We start from the raw sequence: 14046 nt of genomic DNA on the forward strand, positions 1-14046 counted from the left end.
CCCGTTCACGGATCGTTCGTCAACGCGGTTACCTGCTAGTAGGGTATTCCCACGACGGGTGAGAGGTAGGGGGCCCATGACCGGAACCGCCACGCCACGGGGCGCACGACTGTCCCGCGGTGCGCGGCGCGCCCAGCTGCTGCTGGCCGCCCGCGACGTGTTCGCCGACCAGGGCTACCACGCCGCCGCGATGGACGACATCGCCGAGCGGGCAGGCGTCTCCAAGCCCGTGCTGTACCAGCACTTCCCCGGGAAACTGGAGCTGTACCAGGCGCTGCTCACGACCTACGCCGAGGAGCTCGTCGAGCGGGTCTCCAACGCCATCGAGCGGACCGAGCACAACAAGGAGCGCGTGCAGGCCGCCGTCGCGGCGTACTTCGACTTCGTCGCCGGCGAGGGCAAGGCCTACCGCCTGGTGTTCGAGTCCGACCTGCGGGGCGACCCGGAGGCCGCGGCGCTGGTGGAGAGCGCGCTGGACCGCTGCATCGACGCGGTCGCCGGCGCGGTCACCACCGACGCCGGCCTGGACCAGGACCGTGCGCGGCTGCTCGCCGTCGGTCTCGTCGGGCTGAGCCAGGTCGGCGCCCAGTTCTGGCTGGACTCCGACCAGCGGGTCCCGCGCGACGAGGCCGTGGCGCTGATGGCCTCGCTGGCCTGGCGGGGCATCGCCGGGTTCCCGAAGCAGGGCCTCGACCAGATCTGACGACCCGGCCCCGGCGGCGGGGCGAGCGGCTCAGGCCGCCTGCTCCGCCCCGGCGCGGCGCACCAGCGCGGCGATCCGGCCGGTGACCCCGCCGACCCGCTCCACCGGGAGCATGTGCCCGGCGCCGGGGAACACGGTCAGCTCGGCGCGCGGCAGGCTGCGATGGATCCGCCGGGCGAACCGCGGCGGTGTGAGCCGGTCCCGGGTCCCCACGAGGATCTCCACCGGCAGCGACGAGAACGCCGCCAGCGCCTCGTCGCGCTCGTGGCTGGTGAGGGTCGGGGTGAACCCGGAGACCGTCGTCGGGCGGCAGTCGGCAATCGCCTCGCAGGTCGCGCGGACGGCGAGCCGGTCCGGCCGGGTGCCGAGCAGCAACGGCTGCAGCCCGGCCCGCAGCAGCGTGGGGTGGGTCGACAGCGACCGGCGCCCGGTCCACAGCGGGCTGACGGTCACCTTGTCCTTGCCGGCCAGGAACATCTTCGCGGGCCGCCCGGTCATCCCGAGCGTCGCCGCCGCCCCGAGGCCGCCGCTGGCGGTCGCGACGAGCGCGACACCGGTGACCCGGGACGCGACGAGGTCGGGGTGGCGCTGGGCCAGCGCCATCGCCGTCATCCCGCCCATCGAGTGCCCGGCGATCACCAGCGGCCCGGTCGGGGCGAGCCGGGTGATCACCTCGGCCATGTCGTCGGCGAGGACGTCGAGGGTCTTGAGCTCGTCGGGGGTGTCGTCGGAGCGGCCGTGCGCGCGGTGGTCGTAGCGGATCACCCGCGGCGCGGGGCCGCCGCCGGGCGCACCGACGGCGAGGGCGTCGGCGACCGGGGCCCAGCAGCGCTCGTCGAGGGTCCAGCCGTGCGCCAGCAGCACCGTGACCGGCGCCGACTCCGGGCCCGAGACCCGGGCGAACAGGCCGGTCCCGTCACGGGTGACGATCCGTGTACTCATCGCGGGATGCCTCCTCAGATCAGGTGGGCGCGCTTCCACAGGGTCTCCGTCGGGCCGCCGACGATCCCCTGCTCGCGCAGGAACGGCACGAGCTTGCGCGAGGACCAGCGCAGCATCTCGTGGTGGTGCGGGTTGGCCAGCGCCGCCTTCCGCCCGACGGCCGGATCGATCCCGACGCTGCGGTACACCTCGGGGTGGACGAGGTTGCGGGCGACGACGAACGCGATCCGCGCGGTGAGGTAGCGGGCCCAGGCGCGCTCGGCGCGGTTGGTCCTCGGCATGATCCGCTGCAGCTCCTCCCGGGCGTAGCGGACGTGCCGCGCCTCCTCGGTGACGTGAATCTTGTTGATCATGCGGGACAGCGGCTGGACGCGCTCGTCGCGCATGCCCTCCCGCTGGAGCTGGTCGAGGATCTCCTCGACGTAGAGGGTGCCGGCGAACATCGCCGGGCCGGTGCCGATGGTCTTCATCAGCCGGCCCTGCTCGTGGGTGAGCCGGCGCGGGGCGTAGTCCGGCACGCCGTAGCGCTCGGTCGCCTTGGCGAACATCATCGAGTGCCGGCACTCGTCGGCGATCTCGACCAGCGCGTACTGGATGTGTGCGCGACGCGGGTCGCGGTCGTAGGCGTAGCGCAGCAGCATCTGCATGAGGATCATCTCGAACCACAGCCCGATCCGGGCGACGCTGCAGAACTCGTGCACCGACAGCGTGATCCGCTGCTCCTCGGTCAGGCCGTCCCACAGCGGCGTGCCGTAGAGCGACACGCGCTCGGGGACGATGCCGTACCTGCCCTCGACCAGCGGGGCGTCCCAGTCGATGTCGATCGACGGGTCGTAGGAGGTCGTGACCGAGCTCTTGAGCAGCCGTCGGGCGGTGTCCTCGCGGTCGGCGAGGTTGGTCTTGCTGCCGGTGCGGGCGGGAGCGCTCATCGGTCGCGCCTTCCTGCTGGGAGGGGCCTGCGGTGGCGGGTTCCACACCCGGAACCCTTGCTGTTACCGCCGGTAACGGTTACCACTGGTAACGTGCCCCAGGACACGAGGGATGTCAAGCCGGACGCGCGCAGCCGCCGACGGGAGGAACGGCGGACCGAGATGGTCTCCGCCGCAGTCGAGGCGATCCGCGAGCACGGCCCGGGGGTCTCGGTCGCCCAGATCGCGGCCGCGGCCGGCATCACCAAGCCGGTGCTCTACCGGCACTTCGCCGATCGCGCCGACCTGCAGCGGGCCGTCAGCGAGCACGCCGCGGACATGCTGATGCAGCGGATCTACCCGGTGCTGGCGATCGATGCCGAGCCGATCGAGCACGTCGCCGCCGTCATCGACGCCTACCTCGGGATGATCGAGGACGAGCCCCAGCTGTACCGGTTCGTCGTCGCGAACCCGGCCGAGCCGGTGCCGGGCGCCGAGATCGCGCAGGACGTCCGCGGCCAGATCGGCGCCCTGCTCACCACCCTGTTCGGGGAGCGGCTGCGCGCCGAGGGCCGCGACTCCGGCGGCGCCGAGGCGTGGGCGCACGGGATCATCGGGATGGTCCAGACCGCGGGCGAGTGGTGGCTGGAGCGCCGGACGATGAGCCGTGACGCGCTCACCAACTACCTGTCCGCGCTGATCTGGGGCGGGATCGCCGGCGTCGCCGGGATCGACTCCCCCACCGCGAACGCCGACATCCTGCGGCTGGTCCCCGAGCCGCAGGTGCACGACGCCTCGGGGCGCGACCGGTGAGCGGCGATCACGACGAGGGCTACCGCGGGCCCGCCACCCTGGTGCTCGGCGGGGAGACCGTCGACGTCGAGGTGCTCCTCGACGCCCGGCACGAGCCCTTCGACGGCAGGCTCCACTGGTCCGGCCGGGTCGCCGCGCACCCCCGGCTCACCGCGCTGCTCGGCAGCCGCGGCGGCACCGCCGAGGTCCGGACGCCCGGGCACGCCGCCGTCGGCACGCTGTCCGAGCCGGACGTGTGGGACCGGTTCCGGATCACCGGCACCGGCAGGCCGCCGTTCGCGCTGGACGGGCCGCCCCCGCCGGAGACCGACTGACCCGCGCACACCGGCTCCGGACACGCGTCGGGCCCGGTCCCGCGGACGGGTACCGGGCCCGGACGACTCCGTGTGCGTTCAGCCGCTGAGGCCGAACCCGACCCGGCGCTCCTCGGTCGGGCCGATCTCCACGTACGAGATGCGGGCGACCGGGACGACGTAGCGACGGCCCTCGTCGTCGGTGAGGTCCAGCAGCCCGTCGTCGGACTTCATCGCCCCGCTCACGAGCTGGGCCACCTCGTCCGGCGTGCGGTCGCTGGACACCACGAGCTCCCGCGGGGTCTCCGCGATGCCGATCTTGACCTTCACCGGTGGTCCTCCCGATCCGTCACTTCTGATCACCTTGCCCTCGCCAGGCTAGTCCAGATCGGGCCGGAGCATCGGCGAGCCGGGAGCGGACCGCCGGGCCGGGGCTCAGGAGAGTCCGAGCCTGCCCATCCGGCGGCCGTGCGCGGTCTGCACCGTCCGGATGAGCCCGGCCACACCGCCCTTCTCCCCCGAGCCGAGCACGATGAACTCGGCCAGCTCGTCGCGCTCGGCGACGACCCGCTGGGCGTGGGTGACGGCCTCGCCGAGCAGCCGCCTGCCCCACAGGGCCAGCCGGTCGCGCTGCGCCGGGTTGGCGGCGCAGGCGGCCTGCACCTCGCGCTCGGCGAAGGCGGAGTGCCCGGTGTCGGCGAGCACCCGCTGCACCAGGTCGCCGGTGCCGGGGTCCACCCAGCCCGCGACCTCACGGTAGAAGTCGGCGCCGAGACCGTCGCCGAGGTAGGCCTTGACCAGCGATTCCAACCAGCTCCGCGGGGCGGTCGAGGCGTGGTAGCTGTCGATCAGCGCGACGAACGGCGCCATCGCGTCGGCGACGGCGATCCCGCTGCGACCCAGGTGGTCCTCGATGAGGCGGAAGTGGCCGATCTCGGCGGCCGCCATCGTCGACAGCTGCGCGCGGCCGGCCAGCGTCGGCGCGGCCCGGGCATCCTCGGCGAGCCGGTCGAACGCCGACAGCTCGCCGTAGGCCAGCACGCCGAGCAGCTCCACGGTCGCGGCCGTCGGCGCGTCGCCTCCAGTGGTCATGACCGTCACCCTAACCGGGCCGTACGGGCCCGCCGGGCGGCCCGCGGCGGCCGCCCGGGCCACGGGGCGAGACAACTCACCACACCCGGCGACGCCCGCGCCGTCGTGTTCGCGCGCCGCGACGGGTACCATGCGGGCAGCGCGTCACCGGATTTCGGGCTCATGGAACTCCATGCGGACGCGCCCACCGCGCGGGGACCGGGTAACGGGACGAGCGGCCGACACGGCCGAGCACGTCTCACCGGGACCCGCACCCGAACTGGTGCGCGCAGCGCCTCGGCGGCTCTCCCGCCCGGACCGTCCCCGACGGCCCGGGGCCGGTCGACGAGCCACGCCACGGCTCCTGTGCGCGGAGAGAGGCGATCACACTGTCCCGAGTCGACAGCACCGACACCCCCGAGGCCGACCCGGGCTTCCTGCCCACCGGCATCACCCCCAGCGAGACCCCGCTCGGCGTGACCAACCCCGGCGGCGAGAAGCTCCCCCCGACCTTCGCCGAGCTCGGCGTCCGGCCCGAGATCGTCTCCGCGCTCGCGGAGAACGACATCGTGCGCACGTTCGCGATCCAGGAGCTCACCCTCCCGCTGGCGCTCGCCGGGGAGGACGTCATCGGCCAGGCCCGCACCGGCACCGGCAAGACGCTGGGCTTCGGCGTCCCGCTGCTGCAGCGGATCACCCCGCCCGGTGAGCGTGCCGCGGCCACCGCCGAGGGCGAGGCCGCCGACCGCACCAAGGACGTCCCGCAGGCGCTCGTCGTCGTCCCGACCCGCGAGCTGTGCGTGCAGGTCGCCCGGGACATCGCCGCCGCGGGCAAGAACCTGGGCGTGCGCGTCGTCGCCATCTACGGCGGCCGTGCCTACGAGCCGCAGCTGGAGGCCCTGCGCAAGGGCGTCGACGTCATCGTCGGCACCCCGGGCCGGCTGCTCGACCTCGCCGAGCAGCGCCACCTGGTCCTCGGCCGGGTCAAGGCGCTCGTCCTCGACGAGGCCGACGAGATGCTGGACCTGGGCTTCCTGCCCGACGTCGAGCGGATCCTGCGCATGCTCCCCGAGGAGCGGCACACGATGCTGTTCTCGGCCACCATGCCGGGCCCGATCGTGCAGCTCTCGCGCGCCTTCCTGACCCGCCCGACGCACATCCGCGCGGAGGAGGCCGACCAGGGCTCCATCCACGAGCGGACCAAGCAGCTCGTCTACCGCGCGCACGCGATGGACAAGGTCGAGCTGGTCACCCGGGCCCTGCAGGCCAGGGACCGCGGCCTGACAATGATCTTCACCCGGACCAAGCGGACCGCCCAGCGGGTCGCCGACGACCTCGCCGAGCGCGGCTTCGCCGCCGCCGCGGTGCACGGTGACCTCGGCCAGGGCGCCCGTGAGCAGGCGCTGCGCGCGTTCCGCGCGGAGAAGGTCGACGTGCTGGTCGCGACCGACGTCGCGGCCCGCGGCATCGACGTCACCGGCGTCACGCACGTCATCAACTACCAGTGCCCCGAGGACGCCAAGACCTACGTGCACCGGATCGGCCGCACCGGCCGCGCCGGGCGCGAGGGCGTCGCGGTCACGCTGGTGGACTGGGACGAGACCCCCCGCTGGAAGATGATCTCCGACGACCTGTCGCTGGGCATCGACGAGCCGGTCGAGACCTACTCGACCTCGGACCACCTGTTCACCGACCTCGACATCCCGACGACGGCGTCCGGGCGGCTCCCGCTGTCCGCGCGCACCCGCGCCGGGCTCGACGCCGAGTACATCGACTCCGAGGGCGACCACCAGGGCGCCCGCAAGCCGCGCGGCAGCCGTCGTGACGGCGCCGGGCGCGACGGCGGCGGCCGCGAGGGCAGCCGCGACGGCGACGGCGACGAGGGCGGTCGCCGCCCGCGGCGCAACCGGTCCCGTTCCCGGACCCGCGGCGGGGTCGCGGTCGAGGCGGGTGCCTCGGCCCCCGCCGAGGGTGCCGCCTCCGCGGGCTCCGCCGAGGGCGCCCCGCAGAACGGGCCGGACGCCGGCGCGTCGGCCGAGGGCGGGGCGGCCAAGCCGCGCCGCCGTCGTCGCCGCGGCGGGTCGCGGCGCGGACCCGGCGGCGGCGAGTCCGCCGACGGGGCCGACGCGGCCGCCAGCTGACACCACGCGTGGTGCGCGGCCGACCCCTGCGGGACCGGCTCCCGCTCCCGGGCGTCCCCGCCGAACGACGACACCGCGGCGACCGACTGGTCGCCGCGGTGCTCGTGCTGCTGCTGGCCGGGGTCGCGGTGCTCTACGCCGTGCAGAGCCCGGCCGCACACACTGAGTCGGTGACGGCAGCGACCGCGCCCACCCCACCGCCGCCGGTCGGCCCGGTCCCGGCCGGGTTCACCGAGCTGTGGCGGGCGGCCAGCCCGGACACCCCGGTGCCGCTGGCGGTCGGGGACGGCGTCGTCGTCGCCGCGGGGTCGCGGGTCTCCGGGCACGACGCCCGCACGGGCGCCGAGCGCTGGAGCTACTCCCGTGACCTGCCGCTGTGCACCACCGGGTTCGCCGACGGCCGCGTGCTCGCGCTCTACCGCAACGACGAGTACTGCTCCGAGCTGTCCACGCTCCAGCCCGACTCCGGGGCCCGTGGACCGGCCCGGACCCTCGACGCCCGGCCCGGCACCCGGCTGATCGGCCAGGACCCGGTGGTCGCGACCGGCCAGGACTACGTCGAGACCTTCCGCTCCGACCTGGTCCGCACCGCCGAGTACGGCACGGTGCGCGCGCTGGAGGAGCCCGACTCGCAGCCGCGGTCGGGGTGCACGTTCCGCTCCTTCGCCGCCGCCGAGGACCGCGCCGCGATCCTGGAGCGCTGCCCCGGCGAGCCGTCCGAGCGGCTGACGGTGCTGCGCCCCAGCGGGACCGAGGGTGACCGGCCCGCGTTCGACTCGTCGTCGGTCACCGGTACCGACGGCGCCCAGGTGGTCGCCGCGTCGTCCGAGCGCGTCGCCGTCCTGCTCCCGGGCGCACCCCGCCTGGCCCTCTACGACCGGTCCGGGCGCAGCATCGGCGAGTTCCCGGTCGACGCGGGCGCGACGGTCGCCGCCCCCGCCGACGGCGTCGCCCGCACCACGGCCGACGACCGGCACCGCTACTGGTGGACCGGCGGCGCGACGGTCGCGCTGGAGACCCGCAGCCTCCAGCCGCGCTGGAGCCTGACCGGCACGCTGGGCCCCGGGACCCGCTACGGCGACCGGCTGCTCGTGCCCGTCCCCGGCGGGATCGCCGACGTCGACCCGGCCACGGGTGTCGTCGCCCGGACCCTGCCGGTGGACCGCGGCCCGGTCACCGCGCCGGTCCTGCTCGCCACCCAGGGCACCCTGCTGGTCGAGCTGCGCGGCGACGAACTCGTCGTGCTGGGGCCCGCCGGCTGAGCCGGCGTCGGCTCCGCGCGGCTACAGGAACCAGCCGAACCCCAGCACCAGCGACGCCGTCACGACCACCCCGAGCGCGGCGAGCAACCCGGTGCGGTCCCGCCGCCGGTCCGCGACGACCTGGCCGACGACGGCGACGACCGCCGCCCCGACGTGCGCGACGATCGCGCCGGATCCGGGACCGGGGACCCCGCTGTTCCCGGCCGCCCACTCCACGGCGACCAGCCCGAGGGCGAGCACGACCAGCCCGCCGGCGAGCACGCCGGCCAGGCCGCGCACCAGCCGGGCCCCGGCGCCGTCGACGTCGGGTCCGGGTGTGCGGCGCCGCGCCCGCCGCTGGCCCTCCTCGGCGCGGCGGCGGTCGGCCCGTCGGCCGGGCGCGCGGGCGGCGGGGTGCTCGTCGGCGCGCGGTGGCTCGCCCGCGCCGGAGGACAGCCCGCGGCGGGACCCGGCGTCGCCGCGGCGCGGTGCGCGGCGGGACCCGGGCAGGGCCTCGGTGGGGTGCGGACCGGCCGGAGGCCCGACGCCGCCGCGCCGCCCGGGCGGGCCGGACGGCAGGGCCGGCGGGCGGGGGCCGTAGCCGTCGGGGCCGGGGTGCGGGCGTCCGTGCGACGGCCCGGCGCGGTACGGGGCGGGCGGGCCCGGCGGGCGGGGCGGGAGCGGGGGGCGGCCGCGGGGCGGCGGGCCGGGGAACTGCGGGTCGGCGGTCACGGTGCGAGCAGGTCCCACGGTCGCGGCTCCGGGACGGCGGCGCGGCCCGGGGCGCAGTTCCGGCGGACCGCGCAGGTCCCGCAGTGCGCGCCGGTGCGGGCCGGGAAGAGCGCGGCGGCATCGCCGCCGTCGGCCAGCGCGGTCGTCGCCCCGGCGGCGGCGTCGGCGGACTCCGCGGCCGCGGCGACGTGCCGGTCGAGGGAGGCCTGGTCGTGGGTGTGCGCGGCGACGGTCCCGGTCGGCACGTGGTGCAGCTCGACCGTGCGGCAGGGGCGGCGGAACACCGCGGCGGTGGCGACGGCGTAGAGCGCGAGCTGCCGGGAGTCCGCGGCGTCGGCCGCGGTCGGCACCCGGCGCCCGGTCTTGAAGTCGACGACGACGGCCTCGCCGTCGCGCGCGTCGATCCGGTCGACCCGGCCCTCGACCAGCAGCGGCCCGGCGGGGGCCCGCACCCACCGTTCGACGGCGAGCGGCTCGTCCCGCCCGGCCGGGCCGTCGACGGCGGCGGCCAGCCAGTCCCGGGCGCGCTCGCGGTACCGGGCGGCCTGGGCGTCGTCGGCGAACCCCTCGCCGGTCCAGTGCCGGTCCACCAGGGACGCGGCCTGCTCCGGGGTGCGCCGCTCGGCGGGCAGGGCCGCCAGCGACCGCAGCGCCAGGTGCACGACCGCACCGATCGTGGTGTGGGCGAACCCGCCGCCGCGCGGCGGGGCCGGGCGGTCGACGTGCAACATCCGGTAGCGGCGCGGGCAGGCGTCCCAGGTGTCGAGCCGGGCCGGGGTGACCCGGTGCAGCGCGGTCGCACCGAAGCCGGGGTCGAGCAGGTCCAGGCCGAGCTGACCGTCCGGGGTCCCGGTGGCGGGAGCGGTGGTCCGGGCCATGGGCGCCACGGTACTCCGGGACGGTCACCGACCGTCGATCACTCCCGGCGACGCACCGTCACGCGGTGCCGCCGGATCCGCCGTGCAGCACGGGGACGCCGGTGGCCCGTTCGGTCAGTGCCGCGTAGACCTCCGGGTCGGTCGTCTCCTCGGCGAGCGGGGTCGTCTTGTTCGTGCCGTGGTAGTCGCTGGAGCCGGTCGTGAGCAGGCCGTGCTCGACGGTGATCCCGCGCAGCAGCTCGCGGTCGGCCGGGGCGTGGTTCGGGTGGTCGACCTCGATCCCGCCCAGCCCCCAGCCGACGAGGTCGACGAGCACCGACGGCTCCACGACCACACCGCGCTTGCGGGCCAGTGGGTGCGCGAACACCGCGACCCCGCCCGCCGCGACGATCATCTCGACGGCCGTCTCGACCCGGGTGTCGGCCCGCGGCACGTAGTAGGGGCTGTCGTTGTGCAGCAGCTCGGAGAAGGCCTCGTCGACCGACCCGACGACGCCGGCCGCGACGAGCGCCCGGGCCAGGTGCGGCCGGCCCGCGCTGCCGCCCTCGGGCAGGTGTGCGAACACGGTGTCGACGTCGACCGGGTACCCGTCGGCGGCCATCCGCCCGATCATCGTCTCCAGTCGCTGCACGCGCTCGGACCGCAGCCGCTCCTGCTCCGCGACGATCGCGGCGTGCTCCGGGTCGAACAGGTAGCCGAGCAGGTGTACCGAGCAGCGCGGCTCGCCCGTGCGGCCGGTCGGGCTCAGGCAGGAGAACTCCGCGCCGCGCACCAGCGCGAGACCGGCCGGCAGCGCGGCCCCCGCCTCGGCCCACCCGGCGGTGGTGTCGTGGTCGGTGATCGCGACGACGTCGAGCCCCGCGGCGCCGGCCGCCCGGACCAGCCCGGCCGGGGAGTCGGTGCCGTCGGACGCGGTGGAGTGGGCGTGCAGATCGATGACGGACACGTGACCGACACTAGCGCCGCGCGGCGCGCGCGCATCCCGCGACGGGACACACGGGTCAGCGCCGCCAGCGCGGTTTGGCGAGCATGCCGGTCGCGCGGGTCTTGCCCTTCTCCCCGAAGACCAGCTCGGAGAGCGCCTCGTAGATCTCCTCGGGGCGCGGCATGTAGTCGATGCGGTTCAGCGCCTGGATCTGGCCCGCGGACTCGACGACCATCGTCCCGTAGCCGAGCATGCGCCCGGACAGCGAACGCTGGAACGTCAGGTCGGTGACCTTGCCCAGGGGCATCATGCCGACGTTGTGCACGATGATCCCCTGGGCGATCATCACCCGCTTGTCGGTGATCACGATCCGCTCGATCCACCAGAGGATCGACAGCGCCGTGTAGCGCAGGACCGCGACGACGACCAGGTAGAACGCCAGGTTGTCGACCACGACGTCCAGCACCGGGTCGACCCCGGGCCGGTCGAGCAGCTGCTCGACACCGATCACCACGAGGATGAACAGCGCCGTCTGCCAGATGTGTTTGACCATCACCGCCCAGTGCTGGCGCACACGGATGACGCGCCGCTCCGTGGGGAGCAGGTACTCGTCGATCTCCCGGGGCGCGAGCACGGGCTCAGATCAGGTTGGTGACGAAGGTCGAGACGGACTGCGCCGCGTCGTAGAGGATGTTGCCCACGTTCGAGACCGAACCGGCCGCACCATTGGGATTGGTGATCACCAGGAAGATCCCCAGCGCCACCGCTACCAGGATCAGGATCTTCTTCACGTTCCCTGCCCACCCGTTTCTCGGTGTGTCGGACACACAGACATGTCATTGGTACCGGAGGGCCGACTGGCCCCGGTACCGGCACCCGAGCAGCGTACCGTCGTTCCGGATGACCGACAGTAGCCGACACGTCGCCTGCGTGGGTGGAATCGTGTTCGACCCGGACGGACGATTGCTGCTCGTCCGCAGGGCGAACGAGCCTGGTCGGGGGCTCTGGTCGGTCCCCGGCGGCCGGGTCGAGGCGGGCGAGAGCGAGCACGAGGCCGTGGTCCGCGAGCTCGCCGAGGAGACCGGTCTGACGGTCGTCCCCGGGCGCCTGGCCGGGGTGGTCCTCCGCGGCCAGTACCGGATCGCCGACTACCTCTGCACCCTCGCGACCGGCGACGGCATCCCGCGGGCCGGCGACGACGCCACCGACGCCCGGTTCGTCGACCGGGCGGACTACGCGACGCTGGCCGTCGTCGAGGGCCTGACCGAGACCCTCGGCGGCTGGGACTGCCTGCCCCGGACCTGACCGCCACGGCGGGTGCCCGTCCGGCCCCGCGGTATGCGTGTGGGTGACACACGACGGCCCCCGCTCCGGGACGGAGTCGGGGGCCGGTGCCGGCGTGGTGTGCCGCGGGTCAGACCTGCGGCGTGGGGCGGCCGGGTTGCTCCCCGCCGCGGCTGTCGCCGTAGGACCGCTTGGGCACCATGACCTTGCGGCGGAAGGTGCACACGACGGTGCCGTCCTGCTTGTAGCCGCGGGTCTCGACGTACACGACGCCGCGGTCGTCCTTCGACTTCGACGGGGTCTTGTCGAGGACCTCGGTCTCGCCGTAGATCGTGTCGCCGTGGAAGGTCGGCTTCGTGTGCTTGAGCGACTCGACCTCGAGGTTCGCGATCGCCTTGCCCGACACGTCCGGCACGGACATGCCCAGCAGCAGCGAGTAGATGTAGTTGCCGACCACGACGTTCTTGCCGAAGTCGGTCGTCTCCTCCGCGTAGTGCGCATCCATGTGCAGCGGGTGGTGGTTCATGGTGAGGAGGCAGAACAGGTGGTCGTCGTACTCGGTGACCGTCTTGCCGGGCCAGTGCTTGTAGACCGCACCGACCTCGAACTCCTCGTAGTAGCGCCCGAACTGCACCGTTCACGCTCCCATCACGCTGTCGATTCGTTGCGGGAGTAATCTATCCGGTGGCCCGCACGAGGAAGGGCGGTCCGGCTCACACGTGCACGGTCGGGGATGTCACATCACAGTGACATCCGCCGGCGCACGGACGAGACACAGGACGTCCACCGGAACAGCTAGGGAGGTGAGTGCGGTGTCCGCGTCCCAGACACCGGCGAGCAGTAGGTGCCGCCTCCCGCTGCACACGGCCCCGGAGTACGTCACGGGCTGATCCCGGCGGGAGGCGAGTTCCGGCCCGGCGGCCGCCCTGCGCGGTCGCACCGTTCCCCGGTGCCGCTCGCCCCCGAGCCGCACCGGCACGCCCGGAGGTGGTCCTCGTGATGCCCTCGCTCTCCCAGCTCCGCCCCACCATCCGCCCGTCCCGCCGCGCCGAGCGCGCCGCGGCGCGGGCCGCCGCGAGCCCGCCCGTCCGGCTGCGTGTCCCGCTGTCCGCCTACGTCGTCGACTGCGCCGTCTACGTCGACGGCCGCCGGCTCCCCGGCCGCTGGACCCACGACGAGGCGATCGCCGAGGTCCGCGAGCGCGGCGAGGGCTTCGTCTGGATCGGGCTGCACGAGCCGGACTCCGAGCAGATCGCCGGCGTCGCCGAGACCTACGGGCTGCACGAGCTCGCCGTCGAGGACGCGGTGCACGCGCACAACCGCCCCAAGCTCGAGCGCTACGACGACACGCTGTTCATGGTGCTCAAGACCGTCCGCTACGTCGGGCACGCCGACCCGACGACGTCGAACGAGATCGTCGAGACCGGTGAGGTCATGGCCTTCCTCGGGCGCGACTTCGTCGTGACCGTCCGGCACGGCCGCCACACCGGCCTGCGGGAGGTACGGCGGCGGCTCGAGGACGACCCGGCGCAGCTGTCCCTCGGCCCGGCGGCGGTGCTGCACGCCATCGCCGACCACGTCGTCGACTCCTACATCGAGGTCTGCGGGCAGATCGAGGACGACATCGACGCCGTCGAGGCCGAGGTGTTCTCGCCGCGCTCGACGATGAACCCCGAGCAGATCTACGTCATGAAGCGCGAGATCCTCGACCTGCGTCGTGCGGTGATGCCGCTGGTCGGGCCGATGCGCAAGCTCGCCGAGGGCTACAGCGCGCTGGTCCCGCACGACGTGCGGTCCTACTTCCGCGACGTCGACGACCACCTCGGCGGCGTCGCCGAGCAGGTGGCCGGTTTCAACGAGCTGCTGACCACCCTGGTCGACGCGGTCCTCGCGAAGATCAGCATGCGGCAGAACAACGACATGCGGAAGATCACCGCATACGCGGGCCTGATCTCCGTGCCGACGATGATCGCCGGCGTCTACGGCATGAACTTCGACTCGATGCCCGAGCTGCACTGGGACTTCGGGTACCCGATGGTCCTGATCGTCATCGCGACGCTGTGCGGGCTGCTGTACCGCAACTTCCGCCGCAACGGCTGGCTGTAGGCCCGGGAC

At 74.4% G+C, this 14046-nt stretch carries 17 protein-coding genes; 7 read left to right on the forward strand and 10 right to left on the reverse strand.

Annotated elements, in window-relative coordinates; genetic code table 11:
• Positions 1-76 precede the first annotated feature (76 nt).
• Positions 77-703 (forward strand): TetR/AcrR family transcriptional regulator, encoded by a 627-nt coding sequence (locus tag DMP15_RS25120; protein WP_062400521.1) that lies wholly within the window; start codon positions 77-79, stop codon positions 701-703.
• Positions 704-733: 30 nt separating this feature from the next.
• On the opposite strand, the gene DMP15_RS25125 is transcribed toward DMP15_RS25120, so the two are convergent.
• Both DMP15_RS25125 and DMP15_RS25130 read right to left on the reverse strand, forming a co-directional pair.
• On the reverse strand, positions 734-1645 hold the full coding sequence (locus tag DMP15_RS25125) for an alpha/beta fold hydrolase (RefSeq protein WP_073578319.1): 912 nt from the start codon (positions 1643-1645) through the stop codon (positions 734-736).
• A 14-nt stretch (positions 1646-1659) separates the two neighbouring features.
• Complete coding sequence (locus DMP15_RS25130) at positions 1660-2574, reverse strand: AurF N-oxygenase family protein (RefSeq protein WP_179760983.1); 915 nt, start codon at positions 2572-2574, stop codon at positions 1660-1662.
• Between the two features lie 162 nt (positions 2575-2736).
• Between DMP15_RS25130 and DMP15_RS25135 the strand changes: the two genes are divergently transcribed.
• Both DMP15_RS25135 and DMP15_RS25140 read left to right on the forward strand, forming a co-directional pair.
• Positions 2737-3366: a TetR family transcriptional regulator gene (locus tag DMP15_RS25135; RefSeq protein WP_083659134.1), complete on the forward strand. Its 630-nt coding sequence runs from the start codon at positions 2737-2739 to the stop codon at positions 3364-3366.
• The gene (locus DMP15_RS25140; protein ID WP_073578316.1) at positions 3363-3680 is read left to right on the forward strand and encodes a DUF4873 domain-containing protein; all 318 of its coding nucleotides are present in this window, start codon (positions 3363-3365) and stop codon (positions 3678-3680) included. Before DMP15_RS25135 ends, DMP15_RS25140 begins: the two co-directional genes overlap by 4 nt.
• A 78-nt stretch (positions 3681-3758) precedes the next feature.
• Here the strand turns inward: DMP15_RS25140 and DMP15_RS25145 are convergent, their stop codons facing one another.
• Complete coding sequence (locus DMP15_RS25145; protein ID WP_073578315.1) at positions 3759-3989, reverse strand: DUF3107 domain-containing protein; 231 nt, start codon at positions 3987-3989, stop codon at positions 3759-3761.
• Positions 3990-4094: 105 nt separating this feature from the next.
• Complete coding sequence (locus DMP15_RS25150; RefSeq protein WP_020625914.1) at positions 4095-4751, reverse strand: ferritin-like fold-containing protein; 657 nt, start codon at positions 4749-4751, stop codon at positions 4095-4097.
• Between the two features lie 455 nt (positions 4752-5206).
• On the opposite strand from DMP15_RS25150, the gene DMP15_RS25155 reads away from it, so the two are divergent.
• Together DMP15_RS25155 and DMP15_RS25160 are read left to right on the forward strand one after the other, a co-directional pair.
• Positions 5207-6871 (forward strand): DEAD/DEAH box helicase, encoded by a 1665-nt coding sequence (locus DMP15_RS25155; RefSeq protein WP_435827712.1) that lies wholly within the window; start codon positions 5207-5209, stop codon positions 6869-6871.
• An 11-nt stretch (positions 6872-6882) separates the two neighbouring features.
• Positions 6883-8133: an Rv3212 family protein gene (locus DMP15_RS25160; protein ID WP_139283031.1), complete on the forward strand. Its 1251-nt coding sequence runs from the start codon at positions 6883-6885 to the stop codon at positions 8131-8133.
• A gap of 21 nt (positions 8134-8154) precedes the next feature.
• On the opposite strand, the gene DMP15_RS25165 is transcribed toward DMP15_RS25160, so the two are convergent.
• From DMP15_RS25165 to DMP15_RS25185, 5 genes are read right to left on the reverse strand one after another with little or no spacing between them, the layout of a single operon-like run.
• Positions 8155-8844, reverse strand: coding sequence for a hypothetical protein (locus DMP15_RS25165; protein WP_179760985.1), 690 nt, complete (start codon positions 8842-8844; stop codon positions 8155-8157).
• Entirely contained in the window at positions 8841-9722 is an 882-nt protein-coding gene (locus tag DMP15_RS25170) for a RecB family exonuclease (protein ID WP_083659010.1), read from the reverse strand. The genes DMP15_RS25165 and DMP15_RS25170 overlap by 4 nt, the downstream gene beginning before the upstream one ends.
• A 58-nt stretch (positions 9723-9780) precedes the next feature.
• Positions 9781-10668, reverse strand: coding sequence for a PHP domain-containing protein (locus DMP15_RS25175; RefSeq protein WP_073577764.1), 888 nt, complete (start codon positions 10666-10668; stop codon positions 9781-9783).
• Positions 10669-10723: 55 nt separating this feature from the next.
• Entirely contained in the window at positions 10724-11281 is a 558-nt protein-coding gene (locus DMP15_RS25180; RefSeq protein WP_073577763.1) for a PH domain-containing protein, read from the reverse strand.
• A 4-nt stretch (positions 11282-11285) separates the two neighbouring features.
• A complete protein-coding gene (locus DMP15_RS25185) occupies positions 11286-11438 on the reverse strand; it encodes a hypothetical protein (protein WP_167379107.1) in 153 nt (50 codons plus the stop codon).
• A 109-nt stretch (positions 11439-11547) separates the two neighbouring features.
• On the opposite strand from DMP15_RS25185, the gene DMP15_RS25190 reads away from it, so the two are divergent.
• Positions 11548-11952: an NUDIX hydrolase gene (locus DMP15_RS25190; protein ID WP_337826532.1), complete on the forward strand. Its 405-nt coding sequence runs from the start codon at positions 11548-11550 to the stop codon at positions 11950-11952.
• 109 nt (positions 11953-12061) lie between these two features.
• On the opposite strand, the gene DMP15_RS25195 is transcribed toward DMP15_RS25190, so the two are convergent.
• On the reverse strand, positions 12062-12565 hold the full coding sequence (locus tag DMP15_RS25195) for a MaoC family dehydratase (RefSeq protein ID WP_020623563.1): 504 nt from the start codon (positions 12563-12565) through the stop codon (positions 12062-12064).
• A 365-nt stretch (positions 12566-12930) separates the two neighbouring features.
• Here DMP15_RS25195 and corA point away from each other — a divergent pair, with 365 nt between their 5' ends.
• Positions 12931-14037: a magnesium/cobalt transporter CorA gene (gene corA, locus DMP15_RS25200; protein ID WP_337826533.1), complete on the forward strand. Its 1107-nt coding sequence runs from the start codon at positions 12931-12933 to the stop codon at positions 14035-14037.
• The last annotated feature ends 9 nt before the right edge of the window (positions 14038-14046 follow it).

Origin of the sequence: Pseudonocardia sp. UM4_GMWB1 (assembly GCF_017312155.1) — a bacterium.
Classification (GTDB): domain Bacteria; phylum Actinomycetota; class Actinomycetes; order Mycobacteriales; family Pseudonocardiaceae; genus Pseudonocardia; species Pseudonocardia alni.

Excerpts from the sequence above, each read along its gene's own strand:
- DMP15_RS25170 (WP_083659010.1), bottom strand. The coding sequence starts at position 9,722 with ATGGCCCGGACCACCGCTCCCGCCACCGGGACCCCGGACGGTCAGCTC.
- DMP15_RS25130 (WP_179760983.1), bottom strand. The coding sequence starts at position 2,574 with ATGAGCGCTCCCGCCCGCACCGGCAGCAAGACCAACCTCGCCGACCGC.
- DMP15_RS25150 (WP_020625914.1), bottom strand. The coding sequence starts at position 4,751 with ATGACCACTGGAGGCGACGCGCCGACGGCCGCGACCGTGGAGCTGCTC.
- corA (WP_337826533.1), top strand. The coding sequence starts at position 12,931 with ATGCCCTCGCTCTCCCAGCTCCGCCCCACCATCCGCCCGTCCCGCCGC.
- DMP15_RS25190 (WP_337826532.1), top strand. The coding sequence starts at position 11,548 with ATGACCGACAGTAGCCGACACGTCGCCTGCGTGGGTGGAATCGTGTTC.
- DMP15_RS25135 (WP_083659134.1), top strand. The coding sequence starts at position 2,737 with ATGGTCTCCGCCGCAGTCGAGGCGATCCGCGAGCACGGCCCGGGGGTC.
- DMP15_RS25125 (WP_073578319.1), bottom strand. The coding sequence starts at position 1,645 with ATGAGTACACGGATCGTCACCCGTGACGGGACCGGCCTGTTCGCCCGG.
- DMP15_RS25120 (WP_062400521.1), top strand. The coding sequence starts at position 77 with ATGACCGGAACCGCCACGCCACGGGGCGCACGACTGTCCCGCGGTGCG.